General features: G+C 67.5%; 18 protein-coding genes. 10 read left to right on the top strand and 8 right to left on the bottom strand.

Annotated elements, in window-relative coordinates; all coding sequences use genetic code 11:
- Window positions 1–3: 3 nt before the first annotated feature.
- Genes ACFVTD_RS06500 through ACFVTD_RS06490 form a run of 3 tightly spaced genes read right to left on the bottom strand, consistent with a single transcriptional unit; the run spans window position 4 to window position 5,727 of the window.
- A complete protein-coding gene (locus tag ACFVTD_RS06500) occupies window positions 4–1,797 on the bottom strand; it encodes a DUF5719 family protein (protein WP_387559816.1) in 1,794 nt (597 codons plus the stop codon).
- Window positions 1,790–5,164: a glycosyltransferase gene (locus tag ACFVTD_RS06495; RefSeq protein ID WP_387559813.1), complete on the bottom strand. Its 3,375-nt coding sequence runs from the start codon at window positions 5,162–5,164 to the stop codon at window positions 1,790–1,792. Before ACFVTD_RS06495 ends, ACFVTD_RS06500 begins: the two co-directional genes overlap by 8 nt.
- A gap of 29 nt (window positions 5,165–5,193) precedes the next feature.
- Entirely contained in the window at window positions 5,194–5,727 is a 534-nt protein-coding gene (locus ACFVTD_RS06490) for a WhiB family transcriptional regulator (protein WP_387559810.1), read from the bottom strand.
- Window positions 5,728–6,118: 391 nt separating this feature from the next.
- Between ACFVTD_RS06490 and ACFVTD_RS06485 the strand changes: the two genes are divergently transcribed.
- Complete coding sequence (locus ACFVTD_RS06485) at window positions 6,119–6,820, top strand: TIGR03089 family protein (protein ID WP_387559807.1); 702 nt, start codon at window positions 6,119–6,121, stop codon at window positions 6,818–6,820.
- Window positions 6,821–6,833: 13 nt separating this feature from the next.
- On the opposite strand, the gene ACFVTD_RS06480 is transcribed toward ACFVTD_RS06485, so the two are convergent.
- Window positions 6,834–7,394: a GtrA family protein gene (locus ACFVTD_RS06480; RefSeq protein ID WP_387559804.1), complete on the bottom strand. Its 561-nt coding sequence runs from the start codon at window positions 7,392–7,394 to the stop codon at window positions 6,834–6,836.
- 173 nt (window positions 7,395–7,567) lie between these two features.
- On the opposite strand from ACFVTD_RS06480, the gene ACFVTD_RS06475 reads away from it, so the two are divergent.
- The 4 genes from ACFVTD_RS06475 to manA are packed head-to-tail and all read left to right on the top strand — an operon-like array spanning window position 7,568 to window position 12,292.
- A complete protein-coding gene (locus tag ACFVTD_RS06475; protein WP_387559802.1) occupies window positions 7,568–8,764 on the top strand; it encodes a 5-(carboxyamino)imidazole ribonucleotide synthase in 1,197 nt (398 codons plus the stop codon).
- The gene (purE, locus tag ACFVTD_RS06470) at window positions 8,761–9,345 is read left to right on the top strand and encodes a 5-(carboxyamino)imidazole ribonucleotide mutase (RefSeq protein WP_387559799.1); all 585 of its coding nucleotides are present in this window, start codon (window positions 8,761–8,763) and stop codon (window positions 9,343–9,345) included. The genes ACFVTD_RS06475 and purE overlap by 4 nt, the downstream gene beginning before the upstream one ends.
- 10 nt (window positions 9,346–9,355) lie before the next feature.
- Entirely contained in the window at window positions 9,356–11,005 is a 1,650-nt protein-coding gene (locus ACFVTD_RS06465; protein ID WP_387559796.1) for an LCP family protein, read from the top strand.
- Between the two features lie 42 nt (window positions 11,006–11,047).
- Entirely contained in the window at window positions 11,048–12,292 is a 1,245-nt protein-coding gene (gene manA / locus ACFVTD_RS06460) for a mannose-6-phosphate isomerase, class I (RefSeq protein WP_387559793.1), read from the top strand.
- A 99-nt stretch (window positions 12,293–12,391) separates the two neighbouring features.
- Here manA and ACFVTD_RS06455 read toward each other — a convergent pair whose 3' ends face one another.
- Both ACFVTD_RS06455 and glpX read right to left on the bottom strand, forming a co-directional pair.
- Complete coding sequence (locus ACFVTD_RS06455) at window positions 12,392–13,447, bottom strand: lipid II:glycine glycyltransferase FemX (RefSeq protein ID WP_387559790.1); 1,056 nt, start codon at window positions 13,445–13,447, stop codon at window positions 12,392–12,394.
- A gap of 83 nt (window positions 13,448–13,530) precedes the next feature.
- Entirely contained in the window at window positions 13,531–14,553 is a 1,023-nt protein-coding gene (gene glpX / locus ACFVTD_RS06450; protein ID WP_210411426.1) for a class II fructose-bisphosphatase, read from the bottom strand.
- A gap of 225 nt (window positions 14,554–14,778) precedes the next feature.
- On the opposite strand from glpX, the gene ACFVTD_RS06445 reads away from it, so the two are divergent.
- The 5 genes from ACFVTD_RS06445 (at window position 14,779) to ACFVTD_RS06425 (ending at window position 20,077) form a co-directional block, all read left to right on the top strand.
- Complete coding sequence (locus ACFVTD_RS06445) at window positions 14,779–15,459, top strand: DUF4245 domain-containing protein (RefSeq protein WP_387560516.1); 681 nt, start codon at window positions 14,779–14,781, stop codon at window positions 15,457–15,459.
- Window positions 15,460–15,469: 10 nt separating this feature from the next.
- Entirely contained in the window at window positions 15,470–16,084 is a 615-nt protein-coding gene (locus ACFVTD_RS06440) for a carbonic anhydrase (RefSeq protein ID WP_387559787.1), read from the top strand.
- An 87-nt stretch (window positions 16,085–16,171) separates the two neighbouring features.
- Entirely contained in the window at window positions 16,172–17,599 is a 1,428-nt protein-coding gene (locus ACFVTD_RS06435; RefSeq protein WP_387559784.1) for a class II fumarate hydratase, read from the top strand.
- A 130-nt stretch (window positions 17,600–17,729) separates the two neighbouring features.
- The gene (locus tag ACFVTD_RS06430; RefSeq protein ID WP_387559781.1) at window positions 17,730–18,395 is read left to right on the top strand and encodes a TetR/AcrR family transcriptional regulator; all 666 of its coding nucleotides are present in this window, start codon (window positions 17,730–17,732) and stop codon (window positions 18,393–18,395) included.
- The gene (locus ACFVTD_RS06425; protein ID WP_387559778.1) at window positions 18,392–20,077 is read left to right on the top strand and encodes a DHA2 family efflux MFS transporter permease subunit; all 1,686 of its coding nucleotides are present in this window, start codon (window positions 18,392–18,394) and stop codon (window positions 20,075–20,077) included. The genes ACFVTD_RS06430 and ACFVTD_RS06425 overlap by 4 nt, the downstream gene beginning before the upstream one ends.
- A 140-nt stretch (window positions 20,078–20,217) precedes the next feature.
- Here the strand turns inward: ACFVTD_RS06425 and ACFVTD_RS06420 are convergent, their stop codons facing one another.
- Together ACFVTD_RS06420 and ACFVTD_RS06415 are read right to left on the bottom strand one after the other, a co-directional pair.
- On the bottom strand, window positions 20,218–20,688 hold the full coding sequence (locus ACFVTD_RS06420) for an NUDIX domain-containing protein (RefSeq protein WP_387559775.1): 471 nt from the start codon (window positions 20,686–20,688) through the stop codon (window positions 20,218–20,220).
- 37 nt (window positions 20,689–20,725) lie between these two features.
- The gene (locus ACFVTD_RS06415) at window positions 20,726–21,268 is read right to left on the bottom strand and encodes a prepilin peptidase (protein ID WP_387559772.1); all 543 of its coding nucleotides are present in this window, start codon (window positions 21,266–21,268) and stop codon (window positions 20,726–20,728) included.
- Window positions 21,269–21,316 lie beyond the last annotated feature (48 nt).

The following is a 21,316-nucleotide window of genomic DNA, read 5'->3' as shown; positions in this document are numbered from 1 at the left end:
TGGCTAGTAGCCCAGGCTGACCGGGACGGTTTCCTGTCCGGCTGCAGCAGCCAGGAAGGACAGGGACGAAACGTCGTTGCGGCCGTCCTGCCCCACGAGCACGGAACCATACGCGGCATCCCCGGACGCTGACACCACATAGCCAACTACGTCCGCTCCGTCAGCCTGGTCGGGAATGTTGATGGAGGCCGTGGTTCCCCCGGCGATGTCCGCAGTGGCCGCGGCACGCACCTTTCCATCGGCTGTGATGGGCGAGTACGTGATGGTGGCCCTGGAGTCCAGTACACCGAACACCAGCTGGCGTTGTCCGCCCTTGGGGACCGGGACCACGTGCTGGCTGCCCAGGCGCACGGCTGACGCCGTCCAGGCCACGTCCGAGGGCTGGCCGGCCTGGAGGCCGCGGCTCATCCGGGCGGCGGCAAGGAAGGAGACGTCGGAAGAGGCGGCAACCGTGTACTGGCCGGCGGGCACCCCTGCCAGGGATACCTCGGTTGTTGTCCCGGCTTTTGCAGTGATGACGCCGCCGGACGGAAGCGCGTGCTGGCCGTCGCGGCCGTACAGCTTGATCTCCACCACAGCGTCGGAAGCGCCAGGCACTGTCAGTTCAAGGGCGGGGCCCGCATCGCGGTAGCCGGGCTGCGCCGTCAGGGTGGCCAGGCGTGCAGGGTCCTGGATGTCCACCCCCGTCGTTACCTGGCGGACGCCGGGGGCGGTCCCCGGGCTGATGTAGTCCACGCCGCCGGGAGTGAGTCCGCGCAGGAAGCTCTGCTGGATGGAGGCCGCAACCGGTCCACCGGCGCTGCGGACGTGGACGCTGAGCTGGGACTCGTTGGGGGCGAGCCCGGCGAGGACCACGCTCCGGGTGGTGCCGGGGGCAACCAGCAGGCCACGGCTGCCCGGGGCCTGGATCTGGCCGCGGCCACCGAACAGCTCAAGGCTCACGGTGGCCGGCGTGCTGGAGGCGTTGGTCAGCGCGAGCACGGAGGTGCGGCCCACGGTGGTGCTGGCACCGGCCAGCCACTGGTCGTTCGAAGGTTGCCCGCAGGTGGCGGCGGCACTCCCCTGCAGGTCACCGTCGGTGGCCGTGTATTTCATGGCACCAGCGGCCGACGTGTTCTGGTTCGCGACGGCCTTGGCACTCAGGACGTTCACCTGGTCCACGGTCCGGTCTGCCACCACTCCGGCGAGGAGCTCCTGCGGGGCCGCGGCGGTTGGGGCCGGCCCCGGGTCCTTGGCAATTTCGACGGCGGCCGTTCCATCCAGGTGCGCCAGCCGGCTTCCCGGCAGCACACCGCCGGCGCTGAGCACCGCGGCGCTGACCCTGGTTGTGGCGGTGGCGGACTCCGGCCGGAACTGGGCGTCCGTCCCGGCATCCGTCCCTTCCAACAGCCGCGCCGGGCCGGGGCATACGCCCACGCTGGCCCCCGCGGGGACAGCTGCTTTGGCCGCCGGCACCATGCGGCTGGACGCGGGCTCGGCCAGCAGCGATCCGGCCGCGACAACGGCCCCGCTGCCGGCGAGGATCAGGACGCCTGCAGCCAGTCCGGCGATGGAGGCTGCCCGGCCTTTCCCGCCCGGCAACCGCGTGGCGCCGCGCCCGGAGCTTTTCCGGCCTTTCCCGGTTCCGCCTGCGGAGGGTTTGCCAAGCGAACCGGGTATTTCAGTTGCCGGTTCTTGTCCGCCAGGCAGTGGCTGCCCGGAAGCGTCCGGAATTCCGGCGTCCGGGATTCCGGCGTCCTCGGTTCCGGCGCCGGCCTCGGCGTTGGCCTTGCCGGCCGGTGGAGTGTGCTCATGCATGCTGGTGTTCCTTACGCAGGGAGCCCTCGTCCCGTGAGAGGCCGGTCCGCGGACGCCGGGCCGGCATGGGGATTGCCAGGATGACGGTCAGCCCGATCACCGTGATTTGGCCGACGGCAGACCAGAACGACCAGGGGTTCTCGTAGCGGACCGTCAGTTGGCCGGCCGACGCAGGCAGGGTGAAGGCTTGGGACCAGCCTGAGGTGGTGGAGGTCAGTTTCCGGCCGTCGAGCCAGGCGGTCCACCCTGGATCGGCACGCTCCGCGAGGACCACCAGCCGGCCTTCCGGCCCGGCGGGCACGGCGGTGTCGACGCCTTCAGCACTGGACGCCACCAGCGCCGTGGCCGTGCCGCCTGCATCGACGATGCGGACACGGTGGGCGACGTCGGCGGCCTGGGTGCCGCGCTGGTTCAGCGGGCTGATGCGCCACAGCCAGCCGACGTCGGTCTGTCCCACGGCCACCAGGCCCGGGACTGCGTCCATGCGGCTTGCCGTCAGCTGGGCTGCGGTATCCGCCGAGCGCAGCACCACGAAGCCGACGCCGAGTTGTTCGAGGTCGGAACGGGGGTCCACGCCCTGCCCGGCGACCATGGTGGCCACGACGCGGCGGACGGCTGCGGTGACGTCGTCGTCGTCGCGCACCTCTTCGGAACCGGGGCCGCCGATGATGTTACGGGCGGAGGCGATGGCGGAGAGGCTGTCCAGCGTGGTGCCTGCCCCGCGCATCAGCGAGGCGTTGAACGTCCCGTCGTCACCGGTGCTGAGGAGGAGGGTCCGGGTTTGTTCGGGTCCGGTCCCGCGGTCGATGGCAGTGGCAGGAAGGGAACGGCCGGTGGCAGCTTCCACGAGCCGCGGAGCACCCAGCGCACCCCCGTCCACGGGAGCGGCCGGAGTTGTGCCGGCGGCAGGGCCTTGCGCTGCCGGTGTGGCCGCCGAGGTGGCCGGACGCAGCAGGTTCTGCGCGGACCAGGCGGCCATCCCTGCCAGCGGGCCGGCCAGCACCAGGACCAGGGCAACCGCCAGGCCGGCGCGGGCTGCGGTCCTGGTCCGCGCCCCGGCCCCGGAGGTCCGGTCCGTAGCCGCAGCGGCGAGGAGTTGCTCCCAACCGAGCAGTGCCGCGGCCAGGAGGGCAAAGGAAGCGGCGGATACGGCAGGCCCGGGGAACGGCGCCACGATGACATTTGCGTTCAGTCCCGTGGCAACGTGGCCCGCGAACCAGCCGCCGGCCAAGGCGATCATCGATGCGGCCCAGAACCACCGGGCAGTCCGGGCCCGGCGTCCTGCGCTGAAAATTCCCACGACGGCGAGGATCAGCACCGGCCCGGCAATGAGCACGGCGAGCAGCAGGGCCCAGGGCACCGGTCCGCCCGCAAAGGCCGTCAGCCCGTGGAGGCCACCGGCGGGGTCAAACGACAGGGGTTGGCCCATGAGCTGCTGCCACAGCGGCGCTGCCTCGAATCCCAGCGGGAGGCCCGGGTCTGCCAGGAGCGCGCGTGGTCTGTCGAGGGTGGACAAGGCGAACGGGACAAACAGGGCTGCGCTGGGCAGCAGCGCCCACCACACCGTCCGTCCGCGTCGTCCCAGCAGGACGCCGCACAGCACGATGACCAGGGTTGCGGGAAGAAGAAGGGAGGGTGCCGACGCCGTGGTGACCGCCAGTGCCAGGCCCGCAGCAGCAGCGGCTGTCCACGACGGCACACCGTTGATGCCTGCCTTGGCCGGCAGCTGCTCAGCAGCCGGGTAGCCGGACGCCGCGCTGGCGCTGAACCGTCCGTGGCCAATGGCCGAACCCGTGGCCCGCAGTAGGCCCAGGACCACCAGTGGCAGCATGATGTGGGCGATCAAGGCACCTGCCCGGCCCTGGTTCAGCGCGGCCTGGAGCGCCGGCGCGGCAGCCCAAAAAAGGGCGGCCGCGAAACGGAGCCGCCGGCGTTCGGTGACTCCGCCGGCCCCGAACCACGCGGTGAGTCCGGACAGCGGGGCCCCGAGCAGGAGCAGCCAGGCCATGGCAGCGTTGGCATCGCCTCCCCCGGCGAGGCCAACGATCCAGAGGACGTAGTCAAAGGGGTCGCCGCGCCCGGGAAGGCCCGCTCCGAGGCTGATCCACCAGCTGGAGGCGTTATGCCAGATATCCCCGAGGCTTGCGGAAACCGGGATCAGGGCACCGCCGGTGACGGCACCGGCACGGAACAGTCCTGCCAGCGCCAGCAGTGAGGCCACTGACGCGATGATGACGGCGGCCAAGGCACCGTTGCCCACCCAGCCGCGCTTGCTGGTGGCAAGGGCCGCGAAGTCGTCCGCGGCGTCGCCGGTGGGCTGGTGTGCGAGCGGATCCTGGACAAGGTGGTCCGCACCTGACCCGTCCGATCCCAGCGCCTCCATCAAGGACCGCCGGTGGCTCCACACCTCCCGGCGGGGCGTCTGGAGCTTGCGTATAACTGACCGGCGGATGCGCCGCGTGCGTTTTGCCGCCCTGCGGGCCTTGGCTACAGCCCGGGGCCGGCCCAGCGCGGCGCAGGTGGCGAGGAGCTGGGAGATGCCATGCCCGGGGTCTTTGACGACGATGCTTAGGACCAGCTTGAAGAGGCTGCCGAGCAACGCGCCGATGCCGTGGACGGGCACCATCCAGAGCGGGCTGTGCTTCAGGCGGAGGTGGACCTGCGCTTTTCGGGCGGCAGAGGGGTTCCCCAAGGCATGGGGCCGGTGAGCCACGTGGAACATTCGGGCCGCGGGAACCACCACCACTCGGTGGCCGGCAAGCCGGTTCCGCCAGCAGAAGTCGACGTCGTCTCCGCTGCCCGGCAGTGCGGGGTCGAAGCCGCCCAGCTGTTCCCAGACATCCCGCCGCACCAGCATGCCGGCGGAGTTCACCGCGAACGTGTCAGTGCGGCCGTCGTACTGGCCCTGGTCCATCTCATCCGCGTCGATGAGGGTGAGCCTCTCGGCCCAACGGCTGGTGGAAAGGCCCACGTCCATCAATCTCCGCGGTGAATGCCAGTCCAGCTGCTTGCAGCCCGCTACCGTAACCGATGGGGCGCGTTCCACTGCGCCCAGGAGTTCCGCGAGGGCTTCCGGGGCCGGCGCCGCGTCATCGTGCAGGAGCCAGATCCATTCCGTCCTGCCGGAGTCGGCATTTCGGTCGAACGGCACGAGGGCTGCGAGTGCTGCGGAGACGGCGGAACCCATGCCACCCTTGCTCCGGGAATGGCTGACAACGGCTGCCTCCCCCAGGGCCCGGCTGAGGAGGCTGTACGAATCGTCGCCGGATCCAGCGTCTACGCCGACGGCACGGTCAACCGGGCGCGTTTGGGCGGCGAGCGCCGAAAGGGTTCTGGGCAGGTAGGCACTGCCGTTGTGGGCAACCACAACGGCAGTGACATGGACATCCTGAAGAATTAGATTGCTCGCTTCCTAAGCCGCCGGCGCTCACGCTCGGAAAGGCCTCCCCAAATGCCAAACCGTTCGTCATTGGCCAGCGCGTATTCGAGGCACTGGGACCTCACGTTGCACGCGCCGCAAACCTTCTTGGCATCGCGTGTTGAGCCGCCCTTTTCGGGAAAGAAGGCCTCGGGGTCAGTCTGGGCGCACAGGGCGTCCGTCTGCCAGCCAAGCTCGCCTTCGTCGTCGAAGTCCTGCTGCCGCGGCAGGCCAATCCATACCGGCTGGACGGTCCCGGCGGCGGCCAGTTCCATAGGTGGATCAAGATCGTCCTCCGGCTCGGCGCCGCCGTCCAGGAGGGCTTCATGCGCCGCGAGGAACGCGGTGGCCTGGTCCTCGAGGACACTGGTGGAGTTCCTGTTATACCTCTCCGCAGCATCAGGATCTGCGGGATCGACGTACCAGTCACTGGGCACCCCCCGCGCACGGTACTTGGCCGTTGCCTGACCGGCCACGACGGCATCTTCCTGGATACGCTCTGCTTGCCCCACGGCGACCCTCCTGATGTTTCAGCCATTGCCTGGATACGTGGACACTCGGTTGTGTGCCGGTATTTACGCAATTGCTTTAGTTACCTAATTACACGTGTGTAACTAGGGCTAGTCAAGCCGTTGCCGGGATAATAGACAGTTCCTGTTCAGAAGTTTGCGCACGCCACGCCCGGGATTTTTGCCGGCCTCGGCGCGGCGCATGCAGCAACGGGTCTGCGGCGGACCGAAAATCCGTCATAACGCAGGGTCTGGCGGGAAAAATACCCGGTCTCCGGCAAAATAGCAAGCACGCTTAGCAACGGTTGTGATTAACATCATTTCGGCTCTCTTCGCCGTATTTCCGCAGCCCTCCCCGGATGACCCCGCCACTGCGGAGTGGCAGGATGAACCCATGACGACAACCCCCGCAATTGACTTGATGGGCACCCTGCGCTCGGGCAACTCAACGGCACCACGGCTCACCTGGTACGGACCAGACGCAGAGCGGGTGGAGCTCTCGGGACGGGTCCTGGACAACTGGGTCGCAAAAACCAGCAACCTCCTGCAGGACGAGCTTGACGCCGAGCCCGGCATGCGGCTGCGGCTCGCCCTTCCGGCCCACTGGAAGGCGATGGTGTGGGCGCTGGCGTCCTGGCAGCTTGGCCTGGAAACAGTGTTCGACGGCGGTCCGGCTGACTTCCTTGCCACGGATGATCCTGCCGGTGCCACTGGACAGCACGACGCCGTCATTGCCGTTGCACTCCCGGCGCTGGCCATGCGGTGGCCCGGGGAGCTTCCCGCCGGCTGCCTTGACTACGCTGCCGAGGTGCGTTCCCACGGGGACGTGTTCATGGCACACACGGACCCGGATCCGAAAGGATGCGCGGTCCGCACCAGCGAAGGGCATAGTGTCCCCCACTGGGATTTGTTAACCGGTTTTGCCGCGCCACACGAAGAAGGCGCCAGGGTGCATGTCCCCGCGGACCGGGGGCTTGAATCAGCCCTGGCCAGTGCGCTGGGGGCCTGGCAGCGGGACGGCTCGGTAGTGGTGACCCATCCTGCCGTGGCGCTCACCGACAAGCTGCGTGCGGACGAACGCATCCACGGCAGCTGAGGTCAGCCTGCGGTCAGGCCTTCGGTCCGCCGTCCACGGTTGTGGAAGCAGGACGCTCGGCAGACCGGGCTGAGTCCCGGTGCGGGTGGGCTTCGATGATTTCGTGGTCGTGGGAGAACTCCGGTTCCTGGTCCAGCTCCTGGTTGAAGACCAGGAAGCGGTAGGCGAAGAAGCGGACCACGGTGGCTACGAGAATGCCGGCCACGCCCGCAAGGAACAGCAGGTTCTTGTTGTCGATGCCCATGCCGTACTTCGCCAGCGCCGTAAAGCCGGTGGAGATGCCAATGCCAATGCCGTTGATGATGACGAACATGACAAACTCGCGCAGCACGTTGGCCTGGCGGCGGTGGCGGAAGGTCCAGAAGCGGTTGGCCACCCACGAGAAGATGGTTGCGACGGTGGCACCGACGAAGCGTGCCTTCGCCTCGCTGTCCGACATGGGGCCGTGCATGAGGTAGTAGGTCAGGCCGTTGTCGATGACGAACGCCACACCGCCGACCGCCCCGAACTTGGCCACCTCGCGCCAAAAAAGTGAGGCGAGCCCCCGGATACGATCTGCAAGTGCGGTGTACATGACCCTCCATGGCCTGACGAACTGTGGGCCACGTGGCCAAAGCTCCATTTTAGCCCCCAAACCTTTGAGCTGCCCGGGAGAACTTGGCCACCCTGGCTCCGCCGGGCGGAAATCGCGGTGGCCCGCCGGGTTGCAAAAGCGGGATTGGGCCCGTCTTCGGTAGTCTGGCACATGTGACTTTTCCAGTGATAGGCGTGGTTGGCGGCGGCCAGCTCGCGCGAATGATGGCCCCTGCCGCTACAGCACTCGGCTTTGAACTCCGTGTCCTCGCCGAGGGCGACGACGTTTCCGCAGTATCGGCTGTGCCTGCTACGCCCGTTGGCGACTACAAGGACATGCAGACGCTCCTGGACTTCGCAAAAGGCCTGGACGTCATGACGTTCGACCACGAGCACGTGCCGACGGACCACCTTCGCGCCCTGCAGGACGCCGGAGTCAACGTCCAGCCCGGGCCCGATGCCCTGGTCCATGCCCAGGACAAGCTGGTGATGCGTGCCGCCATCGACAGGCTGGAACTGCCCAACCCGGCGTGGGCTTCGGTGGCGGACGTCGATGACCTGGTCCGCTTCGGGGACGAGACTGGCTGGCCCGTCGTGCTGAAGACCCCCAGGGGCGGCTACGACGGCAAGGGAGTCCGGATCGTCGACTCCGCGGAAGAGGCCCCGGAGACCGCGGACTGGTTCGCCGCCATGAGCCCCCTGTTGGCCGAAGCGAAAGTCGAATTCACCCGCGAACTCTCCGCGCTCGTGGCTCGGACCCCGGATGGCGAAGCACGGGCATGGCCCGTGGTGCACACCATCCAGGTTGATGGCGTCTGCGACGAGGTGATTGCACCCGCGCTGGAGATCCCGCTGGAAGTTGCCGCCGCCGCGGAGGATGCGGCACTGCGCATTGCCGCCGAGCTTGATGTCACCGGTGTGCTTGCCGTGGAACTGTTCGAAACCCCTGGTTCAGGGGGCGGGTTCCTGATCAATGAACTGGCCATGCGGCCCCACAACACCGGCCACTGGACCCAGGACGGTTCCATCACCAGCCAGTTCGAACAGCACCTTCGCGCGGTACTGAACCTGCCACTGGGCGCCACCGATGCGCTGGCCCCCGTTACCGTCATGAAGAACTTCCTGGGTGGCGACAACCAGGACCTGTACGCCGCCTACCCCATGGCGCTTGCCGCCGAACCCGCGGCCAAGGTCCACTGCTACGGCAAGTCCGTGCGGCCGGGACGCAAGATCGGCCACGTCAACCTGACAGGCAGTTCCACGGCAGAGGTTGATTCGGTCCGCCGCCGCGCCACGGCCGTGGCCGGCATCATCCGCGACGGGCGGGTCACTGCCGAAGAACCGTCCGCAATTTTCGAGGAGAACGCATGAGCGCCGAAGCCACCCCAGCAGCCGGTACCGCCGCGGGCCCCCTGGTAGGGCTGGTCATGGGCTCCGATTCGGACTGGCCGGTCATGGAGGCCGCGGCGGACGCCCTGGCCGAATTCGGCATCCCCTTCGAGGCGGACGTCGTCTCGGCACACCGGATGCCTACGGAGATGATCCGTTACGGCCAGACGGCGCACGAACGTGGCCTTCGGGTCATCATCGCGGGGGCCGGCGGCGCAGCCCACCTGCCCGGCATGCTCGCCAGCGTCACGCCACTGCCCGTGATAGGCGTCCCCGTTCCGCTGAAGACCCTCGACGGCATGGACTCCCTGCTATCCATCGTCCAGATGCCGGCAGGGGTCCCGGTAGCCACCGTCTCCATCGCCGGAGCCCGGAATGCCGGGCTGTTGGCGGTGCGGATGCTGGCCTCCGGCACCGACGAACTGGCCGACTCCCTGCGGGCGGACCTCATCGACTTCGCCGCGGACCTGAACGCTGTGGCGTCCCGCAAGGGGGCGAACCTTCGGCAGAAGGTCAGCGAGGTCTTCCCCGGCGGCTCCAGCGCGCTTCGGGGCAGCCGTTAGGGCGCCCGGCATGGCCAGCAGCAGCAGTGTCCTCCACACCGGCTCCGGCCCGTCGCTGTCGGACCCGGTGCGCTACCCCGTCAGCGCGTCTCCCGAGGTCCGCACCAAGCGGGCTTTCGTCCTGGTCCTGCTGACACTGCTGGTGCCCGGCAGCGCCCAACTCGTGGCAGGCGACCGCAAGCTGGGCCGGACAGCACTGCGCGTCACGCTCTCCGTATGGGCACTCCTGCTCCTGGCACTGGTCCTGTTGCTGCTGAACCGGAGCTTGGTCATCAACATCGTGACCAACCCCATCACGTCGCTGCTGCTGGTGGTGGTGCTCGCCGCACTGGCCCTCGGCTGGGCCGTCCTGTTCCTGAATACGCTGCGGCTCATCCGCCCTGTCCTGCTGGCACCGCGGGCCCGCCCCGCCGTCGGAATTGCCCTGGTACTGGCCCTGGTCCTAGGCAGTGGCTCTTTGGGGTACGCCGCCTACCTGCTGAACGTGGGCCGCAATGCCATTGGCAACATCTTTTCGTCCGGACCGGCCATCGAGCCGGTGGACGGGCGCTACAACTTCCTCATGATGGGCGGCGACGCCGGCGATGACCGCACCGGTCGGCGGCCAGACAGCCTCTCCATCCTCAGCGTGGATGCCCAAACTGGCCAGACCGCCATCATCTCCGTCCCCAGGAACTTCCAGAACGCCCAGTTCAGCGAAGGCTCCCCCATGCGCGCCCTCTACCCGGACGGCTACAACTGCGGTGACGAGTGCCTGATCAACGCCATCAACACCGAGGTCACCAACGAACACGCGGACCTGTACCCGGGCGTGGCAGACCCCGGCGCACAGGCCACCATGGAAGCCGTCTCCGGCACCCTGGGCATGCAGATTCAGGCCTACGTCCTGGTCGACATGGAAGGGTTCTCCACCTTGATCGACGCTATGGGCGGCATCAGGATCAAGGCCGGCGGCTGGGTTCCCATGAGCGGCTACTTCGACGAGGCCACCAAGACCCACGGCATGCCCCTGGGCTGGATTCCCGCCGGGGACCAGACCCTCAACGGTGCCCAGGCCCTCTGGTACGGACGGTCGCGCGAATATGTTGACGACTACTCCCGCATCCAGCGCCAGCAGTGCGTCCAGCAGGCCATGCTGAAACAGCTGGATCCCGCCACGCTACTGTCCAAGTTCGAGGACATCGCCGGCGCCGGGACCAAGGTGGTGGAGTCCAACATCTCCTCCACCCAGCTGGGCAGTTTCCTGGATCTGGCCATCAAGGCTAGGGGCAAGGACGTCAAGCGGCTGACCATCGGGCCGCCGGACTTTGACCCGTCATTTTCCACGAACCCCGACTTCGACCAGATCCATGAACGCGTGGACCAGCTGCTGGCGTCGGCCTCCGCCAAGGGTGCACAGTCGGCCGGAATTGCCGACGACGTGATGGCCCTTCCCCGGGCAGGCGCCGGACACATCCAAGCCGCCGGGGCCCTCCCGGCCACCCTGCCGGCCGCAGGCAACGCTGTCCAGCAGCCCTCGCCGTCGGACTTCACGCCGGTGACCACCACGCCCGACGGTGAGCCGATCACCGAAGAGATGCTGACCCAGCTCAAGCTGGAGGGCAACGAAGAGGCCATCCGCCAGCTCGTGGCCACCAACGGACAGTGCGCCCCGCTGTAGCGGCGGCCCGCCAGCTCCCACCCACCAAGGAACGGAACGGTTTTGTACGAGATTGAGAACGTCCTGCGTGACTACGCCTGGGGTTCGACGACTGCCATCGCCTCGCTGCTGGGGCGCCCCGAATCCGGGCGTCCGGAGGCCGAGCTGTGGATCGGCGCGCACCCTGACTCGCCATCCATGGCCCGCCTGCCCGAGGACGGAACCCGGAGCCCACTCGACGCCCTGATCGCATCCGATCCGGAACATTTCCTGGGGCCGGACTCCGTGACCGCTTTCGGGCCGCGGCTGCCCTTCCTGGCCAAGATCCTGGCGGCCGCGCAGCCGCTCTCCCTGCAGGTGCACCCGAGCCTGGACCAGGCCCGTGAGGGGTTCGCACGGGAAAATGACGCCGGCGTGGATCCGCACGCACCGCACCGCAACTACAAGGACGACAACCACAAGCCGGAGATGATCTTCGCCCTCACGCCGTTCGAGGCCCTCTGCGGGTTCCGGCCGGCCGCCGAAACCCGCAGGATCCTGCAGCACATCGCGGACGCCTTTCCCGCGACCGCACAGGTCCCCGCGCTGGTCCAGGCCCTCCTTGAGGATCTCGCCGCCACGGACGAAAGCGCAGGACTCCGCCGCGCCTTCGAGCGGCTGATCACCGGCGGCCAGGGCGTTGCCGAGGAAACAGCGCTGGTGGTGGCGGCCCTTGTGTCCGGCCCTTCCCTCGAGCCCTTCCAGGCAGAGCTGGGCACCGTCATCAGCCTCAACGAAAAGTATCCCGGCGACCCCGGCGTCCTGATCTCCCTGCTGCTGAACAGGATTTCGTTGCAGCCGGGCGAAGCGGTCTACCTCCCTGCCGGAAACGTGCACGCCTACCTGCACGGCCTGGGCGTTGAGGTCATGGCATCCTCGGACAACGTCCTGCGGGGCGGCCTGACCCCCAAGCACATCGACGTCCCGGAACTCCTGAAAACCATCGACTTCCACCCGGTGGCCGTGCCGATGCTCACCGCGGAAAATTCCGTGATGGACCAGGAACTGTTCCGGCCCCCATTCGGGGAATTCCAGCTGCAGCGCATCGAACTGGGGCCGGACGCCGGTCCGGTTCCCCTGGCGCAGGCAGGCGCGGCAGTGGTCATCGTGATGGCCGGCTCCGTGTACCTCGACTCCCCCAAGGGCGACCTGGAGCTTGCGCAGGGCAGCAGCGCGTTCATTGCCGCGGCCGAGGCCCCCGTCAACGTCCACCGGGTAGCCGGCAGCACCGGGCCGGCCCTGGCCTTCGCAGTGACCACCGGCCTCTAGCGCTCCCAGCAGCCCTGCAACAGCAAAAGGGCGACGGCGGCACTCCGGTGAGTGCGGCCGTCGCCCTTCTGTTTGGCTTGGGACCGGGTCCGGGGCCGGTCAGTTGCCCGGGCGCAGCTTCCGGACCAATGGGCGCACCTGCCCGGCTGCGCCCTTGAGCAGCCGGCGCGCCTGCTGAAGGCCCTTGCGCGCCAGCGGCATGGCCTTGGCGTAGGCGGGGTAGAACGGCGACAGCGGCCTTTCCCACGTGCCCAGGAGCATGTTTTCGTGCTTGGCGAACTGCTTCTTGAAGTCGGAAATGCCGTCATTCAGGAGGCCGTTGAAGTCGTACCGGCTGCAGCCGTCTTCCCGCATGGCCAGCAGGGCCGCCCATTTCACACCGTAGTTCACCCGCTGCTTCTGGCCCTCGGCGGAGACGCCGCCGTAGAGCTCAAACGCGGTGGCGGCGCTGCGCGAGAGCCAGGTGAAGGCCAGCATCTGCTCGCCGTCGAACGCGGCGATGATCGGGGAAGAGTCGCCGAGGTTCCGGAAGATGTCCCGGTAGTACTGGTCCTCGTGGATGCCGAAGCCCGCCCGCTCGGCGGTCTGGTGGTAGATCGCCAGCACCTGCTCCAGCTCGGACTCGTTCTTGACCTTGCGGAATTCCACGTCACTGCGCATTGCTTTGCGGATGTTGGCCCGCGTGGACTTGGACATCTCCGCCATCAGCTCGTCGTCGGACCGGGTGAGGTCCAGGATGAGCGTGCGCGGAATGAGGACGGTGTTGGTGGACTCGCGGAAACCGGCGGCGGCCACGGCGCCGGCAAAGGCGGAGTCCTTGTCCCAGTCCGGTTCAATGCTCAGGGCAACGCCCCGGTGGCGAAGGGCGGCGTGCTCGGCCAGCCGGTTCAGGACCACCTGCGCGTTGCCGGCTGAGCACATGGGGCCCCGGGGGATGTAGACCAGTGCGCGGAAGGGGACGGGAAGCCTGCGGACCAGGAGCTGGGCGCAGCCGATGGTTTCGTCGCCGTCCTTGACCAGGACACGGTCCACGGACCAGCCGTGCGCGGCCTTGGTCTCGCCCCAGCCCCACAGCTGCTGCGGATGCCCCTGGAACCGGTCAACGTGCTCGTCCCAGAGGGCGCGGTCAGTACAGGGCACAACAGCAGGAATCATGGCTTAAACCCTATACCAAGGGTTAACGCCAAAGCCCCCGGCGCGTGGTGCGCCAGGGGCTTTGAGTCAGCGGGGGCCGCGGGTCAGTTCTTGCGGGCGTAGCCTTCCCACTTGCTGGCCTGGTGCTCGCCGTCCACGAAGCGGATGGTGCCGGACTTGGAACGCATCACGATGGACTGGGTCAGGACCTTGTCCTTGGAGTAGCGGACGCCCTTGAGCAGGTCGCCGTCCGTGATGCCGGTGGCGGCGAAGTAGCAGTTGTCGCTGGAGACGAGGTCGTTGGTGGAAAGCACCCGTTCGAGGTCGTGCCCGGCGTCGATGGCCTTCTGCTTCTCTTCGTCGCTGGTGGGCCACAGCCGGCCCTGGATCACGCCGCCCAGGGACTTGATGGCGCAGGCCGCGACGATGCCTTCGGGGGTGCCGCCGATACCCATGAGCGCGTCCACGCCGGTACCGGAGCGGGCCGCGGCAATGGCGCCGGCGACGTCGCCGTCCATGATGAATTTAGTGCGGGCACCGGCTTCGCGGATTTCCTCCACCAGCGGGCGGTGGCGGTCACGGTCGAGGATCATGACGTTGAGCTGGTTGACCTTCACGCCCTTGGCCTTGGCGATCAGGTGCAGGTTCTGCTTGACCGGCAGGCGCAGGTCCACCATGTCGGCGGCCTCGGGGCCGGTAACCAGCTTTTCCATGTAGAAAACGGCGGAGGGATCGAACATGGAGCCACGTTCGGCAACAGCCAGCACCGCCAGGGCGTTGTTGATGCCCAGGGCGGTCAGGCGGGTTCCGTCGATGGGGTCGACGGCGACATCCACCTCAGGCCCGGTGCCGTCGCCGACGCGCTCTCCGTTGAACAGCATGGGCGCTTCGTCCTTCTCGCCCTCGCCGATCACCACGACGCCGTTGAAGTGGACGGTCTGCAGGAAGGAGCGCATGGCGTCGACGGCGGCGCCGTCTGCGGTGTTCTTGTCGCCGAAGCCCACCCAGTGGCCGCCGGCAATGGCCGCGGCTTCGGTAACGCGGACAAGCTCAAGGGCAAGGTTGCGGTCCGGCTCGTCGTGGCCCACCGCAAGCGACGGTGAAATCGTGGAGTACTTCTGGGTCATGGACGCTGGTGACACGTGAACCTCTTCTTCGAGTGGCGATCATTGAACCCGCCCGCCGGTGCAGCAGAACGGTGATTCCTCTGTTACCGATCATAGTCGCGGCACCGCGCCGGGGGCGGCCCGTGACGCAACCCCGCAATGTGCATGGCGGCCCGGGGCGGACTGCCGGCCTGGCACGAATGGAAGTCCCGCTCCGGGATGGGCGACTATAGAGGGGTGAACGACATGCAGGAAGCCACCAGTCCCAGCTCCGGCCCCGCCCGGCCCGACGGCCGCCCAGGCGCCGCGGACAGCAGCGCTGACACCCCCGTGAAGCCCGTCATTCCGGCGGCAGCGGCCAAGCGCGCCAACGCTTCGGTGATCGGCATGATCATTGCTTTGGTGCTCAGCATCGCTGCATTCCTGCCTGTTGTGCTCATGAACCCGCAGCCGAAGAGTGAGGGCTACCGCCCGGACATCGACGTGGCGTCGGTGGCGCGGAACGCGGCAGATGTGGCGGGATTCACACCCGTTGCACCGGACACCGGCAACGCCTTCCGCGCGAATTACGCCCGCTGGGAAGCGGGAACGGGCAGCGGGGTTCCCACCTGGGAGGTTGGCTACGTCACCCCCAAGACGTCGTTCATCGCCTTGGTGCAGACCACGCAGGCCAATCCCACCTGGCTGCTCCAGCAGACAAAGAACGCCCCTGTCACCGGCTCACGGAACGCCGGCGGCCAGCAATGGGAACTCCGGGACACCGGCAAGGGCGAGAAGGCGATGGTCCTGAACTACCGCGGCAGCGCCGTCATCCTCTTCGGCGCAGCGCAACTGGACGAATTCGCAACCCTGGCGGCCGCCGTCGTCTCTTCCCTTGACGCCAACCCCGCCGTCACAGTTTCCCCTTCCGCCACTGCCGCGCCTTAACGTAGTAAGCATGGCTACTAACCTCACCCCTGCACTGGCGTGGCGCCGCCTGCGCGAAGGCAACGAACGTTTCGTAAACGGCGAATCCTCCCATCCGAACCAGAACGCGTCACGGCGCTCGGAACTGGTCGAGACCCAGAATCCTTTCGCAGTGATCTTCGGCTGCTCCGACTCCCGACTCGCCGCCGAAATCATCTTCGACGTCGGCCTCGGCGACGTTTTCGTGGTCCGCACCGCCGGACAGGTGATTGACGACGCCGTCCTGGGCTCCCTGGAATACAGTGTCGCGGTGCTGGGGGTGCCGCTGATCGTGGTCCTTGGGCACGACAACTGCGGCGCCGTAACCGCCACCAGGGACGCCGTGGAGACCGGTGAAATGCCGGCAGGCTTCATCCGCGACCTCGTGGAACGCATTACGCCTTCCGTCCTGACGTCCTTGCGGAACAACCAGCCCGAGGTCAACGACATGGTGGTGGAGAACGTCAAGCAGATGTCCCATCGCCTTGCGGACAGCTCGCGTGTGATTTCCACCGCAATCGAGGAGGGCCGGACCGCGGTCATCGGCCTGTCCTACCGTCTGGCAGAGGGCCGCGCCGACCTTGTTTCCGGAATCGGCGAGCTCTAGGAACCCTGCGCCGGCGGCCCAGCGGGCCGCCGGCAATGCTCCCTTAACGGTTTTCGATGGGGCGCCCGGGAGCCATAAGCTAGCCCCATGACTTCCACTGAAGAGTTCCGCATTGAACATGACACGATGGGCGAAGTCCGCGTCCCCGTGAACGCACTGTACCGCGCGCAGACGCAGCGGGCAGTGGAGAATTTCCCCATCTCCGGCAAGACCCTGGAGCGCACCCACATCGAGGCGCTGGCCCGGGTGAAGAAGGCCGCAGCCCAGGCCAACGCAGAACTGGGCGTGCTCGACGGCGAGCTGGCCAAGGCGATTGCAGACGCAGCCGATGAGGTGGCCGCCGGCAAGTACGACGGCGACTTCCCCATCGACGTCTTCCAGACCGGTTCCGGCACCTCGTCGAACATGAACACCAACGAGGTCCTGGCAGAGCTGGCCACCCGCGCCCTGAAGGCCGCCGGCAGCGACAAGGTGGTCCACCCGAACGACCACGTCAACGCCTCGCAGTCCTCCAACGACGTCTTCCCGACGTCCGTGCACGTGGCCGCCACGTCGGCGCTGATCAACGACCTCATCCCCGCCCTGGGCTACCTGGCAGAGTCGCTGGAGCGCAAGGCCGTCGAGTTCAAGGACGTCGTCAAGTCCGGCCGCACCCACTTGATGGACGCCACGCCGGTCACCCTGGGCCAGGAGTTCGGCGGCTACGCAGCACAGGTCCGCTACGGCATCGAGCGCGTCAACGCCTCCCTCCCCCGCGTGGCAGAGGTTCCGCTGGGCGGCACCGCCGTGGGCACCGGCATCAACACCCCCGCCGGCTTCCCGGAGCGCGTCATCGAGCTGCTCGCCACGGACACCGGCCTGCCGCTGACCGAGGCCCGCGACCACTTCGAGGCCCAGGCCAACCGCGACGGCCTGATCGAAGCGTCCAGCCAGCTGCGCAACATCGCCATCTCCTTCATGAAGATCAACAACGACCTCCGCTGGATGGGCTCCGGCCCCAACACGGGCCTGGGCGAAATCGCCCTCCCTGACCTGCAGCCCGGCTCCTCGATCATGCCCGGCAAGGTCAACCCGGTCATCTGCGAGGCCTCCATCATGGTGGCAGCCCAGGTCATCGGCAACGACACCGCCATCGCCTGGTCCGGCACCAACGGAGCCTTCGAGCTCAACGTCGGCATCCCCGTCATGGCCGCCAACCTGCTCGAGTCCATCCGCCTGCTGGCCAACACCAGCCGGGTCATGGCGGACAAGATGATCGACGGCATCACCGCCAACGTGGAGCGTGCCCGCTTCCTGGCCGAGGCCTCCCCCTCGATCGTGACCCCGCTGAATAAGTACATCGGCTACGAGAACGCCGCCAAGATTGCCAAGACCGCCGTCAAGGAGGGCCTGACCATCCGCCAGGCCACCGAGAAGCTCGGCTTCGTCGGCGAGGGCGACGGCAAGGTTTCCGAGGCCGACCTCGACAAGGCACTGGACGTCACCACCATGACGGCCCCGGCCCATAAGGCATAAACGCACCCAGCGCCCGACGGCGGCCGGCACCTTTCGCACGAAAGGCGCCGGCCGCCGTCGTACTTTAAGGCACCTGCAGTCCGCAACCAGAAGTTTGCACTCAAGTATTTTTAGTGCAAAAATTTACTTTGTGACTGATAGTGCAACTTCTGACGGCCTGCGCGAGCGCAAGCGGACGGCCACCCGGACCGCCATTACCTCCGCTGCCCGCGCCCTCACCTCCGGGAAGGGCCTCAACGGCTACACCGTGGAGGAAGTCTGCGAGGCGGCCGGGATCTCCCGCCGGACCTTCTTCAACTACTTCCCCACCAAGGAAGACGCCATCATCGGCCACGCCGAGGACGACGTTCCGGCGGATGTCATCGACGAATTCGTGGCCGGAGGTGCGGACTCGCCCGCCGGGAGCATCTCCCCCACCCTGTTCAGCGACCTGGTCCGGCTCTCCCTGCGCCTGGCCGAGGGCATGACGGAATCCGAGGAAGAAACCCGGCAGCTGATCGGGGTCGTCAAAAAGGAGCCCCAGCTCATCCTGAAAATCATCGGCGTCACGGAACAGCGCGAAGCGCAGTTCGCCCGGGACGTCGCCCGGCGCGAAGGCGTCTCCCCGGACCACGCCGTGGTGCAGATGGCAGTGGTCCTGCTCAGCACCATCGCCCGCAAGAGCAGCATGGCCTACTTCTCGGACGGCAACACCCGCAGCTACCGGGACCTGCTGCTGGAGAACATCTCCGCGGCCAGCCTCCTTTTCTCCCAACCATTCGACAGCACGGCCACCGCCGCAGAAGGACAATCATGAGTACCGCCCCCACCAAGGCGCCGGCAGGGCCCCTGCTGCTGACCCAAAAGCGCATCTGGATCATCTTCTCCGCGCTGATCGCCGGCATGCTGCTCTCCAGCCTGGACCAGACCATCGTCTCCACGGCGATGCCCACCATCGTGGGAAAGCTCGGCGGCGTGGAGCACCAGGCCTGGATCACCACCGCCTACCTGCTGGCCACCACCATCGTGATGCCCATCTACGGCAAGTTCGGCGACATCCTGGGCCGCCGCAACCTGTTCCTGGTGGCCATCGCGCTCTTCACGCTCGCCTCCGTGGGCTGCGCCCTGGCCACCGATTTCTGGGGCTTCGTCATCTTCCGCGCCATCCAGGGCCTGGGCGGCGGCGGCCTCATGATCCTCTCCCAGGCGATCATTGCCGACATCGTTCCCGCCAAGGAACGCGGCAAATACATGGGCCCGTTGGGCGCCATCTTCGGCCTTTCCGCCGTGGCCGGCCCGCTGCTGGGTGGCTTCTTCGTGGACCACCTGACGTGGGAGTGGGCGTTCTACATCAATATCCCGGTGGGCCTCGCGGCATTCGCCATCGCCTGGTTCGCCCTGACCCTGCCGAACAAGAAAGCCGACAAGCGGATCGACATCCTAGGCGTCGTGCTGCTCTCTGCCGCCACCACCTGCCTGATCTTCTTCACCGACTTCGGCGGCAAGAAGGACGAGGGCTGGGATTCCCCCCTCACCTGGGCGTTCGGCGCGGGGCTGGTCGTCTCTGCCGCCGCGTTCGTCCTGGTGGAGCGCCGGGCCGAGGACCCCATCATTCCGCTGGGCCTGTTCCGGAACCGGATCTTCATCAACGCCACGGCGATCGGCTTCACCCTGGGCCTGGGCATGTTCTCCGCCATCGCGTTCGTCCCCACGTTCCTGCAGATGTCCTCCGGCACGTCCGCCGCCGAATCGGGCCTGCTGATGCTGCCCATGATGGCGGGCCTGATGGGTACTTCCATCTACTCGGGCATCCGGATCTCCAAGACCGGCAAGTACAAGATGTTCCCCATCCTGGGCGCCGTCTTCACCATGGCCGCCATGCTCTGGATGACCACCCTCACCGCCAGCACCCCCATCTGGGTTATCTGCCTGCAGCTGTTCGTCTTCGGCGCCGGCCTGGGCCTGATCATGCAGGTTGTGGTGCTGGTGGTCCAGAACTCCGTCCCGGCGGACCAGATCGGCACCGCCACCAGTACCAACAACTACTTCCGCGAGGTGGGCGCCGCCATGGGCGTGGCCGTGTTCGGCTCCATCTTCACCACCCGCCTCTCGGAAGCCCTGACCAGTGCCTTTACCGGCGCCGGAGCCTCCGCCGAGCAGGCCGGGCAGTCCACCCGGACCCTGGACCCGCAAGCCCTGAACCAGCTCCCCGAACAGCTGCGCGATGCCATCGTCAACGCCTACGCGGATTCCCTGGCGCCCGTGTTCTGGTACCTGCTCCCCTTCATCGCCGTCGCGCTGCTGCTGGCCCTGACGCTGAAGCAGATCCCGTTGTCGGACACCGCCGGTATGGTGGCCCGTGGTGAGGCCGTAGGGGGCGAGGAGGCCGAGCGGCTCGCCGCAGGGCTTCCCCGCGCCGCTGCCGCGGACGTGGAAGCCGGCCGTGACGGGGGTGTTGTGAAGGACGACGACGGCGAGCTGGTTTCCCAAGGCCGCTGACGGCGTCGGACGTACGGCTTGGCCCCGGCTGGTTGTGCGCCAGGCGCACGGCGGGGCCGGCGGGAAGTGGCCAACAGGGTCGCCGCAATCTTGGGGGTTGCGGCGCCCCTGTGTCGTTTAAGGGTTCGCCGCTGCGGCCGCTACGGCTCGAAGTGGACTGCTAAGGTGGGGGCCAGCGCCTGCCGGATGCTGGTGAGGTGCCCCGGCATCAGCTCGGGAAGGTCGTCAAGGGTAAACCAGCCGACAGCCAGGGATTCGTCGTCGTTGACCCTGGCTTCCCCGGAGACGTACCGGCAAAGGAACACCACGTCCAGGAATTCGCAGACGTCACCGTTGGGATAGGTGACCGGACCTACCGCGCCCACGGACACCACGCGTTCGGCCTCGGCCACCACGGCCGTCTCCTCGAAAATCTCGCGGACCAGGCCGCGTGCCGGCTGCTCGCCGGGGTCGAGCATGCCGCTGACCAGCGCCCACTGGCCGTTGTCGGCCCGCTGGGCCAGCAGGATCCTGCCGGCGTCGTCCACCACCACGCCACGCACGCCCGGTACCCAAATGGGATCGTTGCCGATTTTTTGGCGCAGCTTCAGGACATACTCGGGTGCAGGCATAGGGCCAGCCTATCCAAACCGGGGCGCTTCCCCGCGGTCAAGCGGGAAGCAGCATGGCTGCCGCGGCTCCGGCAAGCATGAACGGTCCAAACGGAATGGACGACTTCAGGGTTCCCTTCCGGGCTGCGAGGAGGGCCAGGGACCACAGGCCGCCGAGGAGGAAGGCCAGGAAGGTTCCGGCGAACAGGTGGCCCCAGCCCAGGTAACCCAGGTACATGCCCAGCACTCCTGCGAGTTTGACGTCGCCGAACCCCATGCCCGGCGGGTACACAAAGCGGAGGACGAAATAGAACAGCCACAGGATCCCCGCTCCTGCCACCACGCGCACGGCCGGGCTGGACAGGAAACCGGTGGCCCCCGCATCCGGAAGCGGGCCGGCCCATGCGATGGCGGCCGCCGCGAGCAGGAGCACCCCGGCCACGCCATAGGACGGAAAGACGATCCGGTTGGGCAGGAGGTGGTGCCGGACGTCGATGACGGTCAGCCGGACCGCCATCACCGCGAAGTAGAGGCACGCCGCCAGAACCAGCCAGAAGGCAAGCGGGGTGTGTTGCCAGAGTTCACCGAGTCGTCCGATCACCCCTCGGATGCTACTGGATCCCCCCATTCCCGCCGTAGTGCACCCGCG

Origin of the sequence: Pseudarthrobacter sp. NPDC058119 (assembly GCF_042884655.1) — a bacterium.
GTDB lineage: Bacteria > Actinomycetota > Actinomycetes > Actinomycetales > Micrococcaceae > Arthrobacter.
The sequence above is the reverse complement of the archived record's forward strand: the minus strand, read 5'-3'. Positions and strand labels throughout refer to the sequence as shown.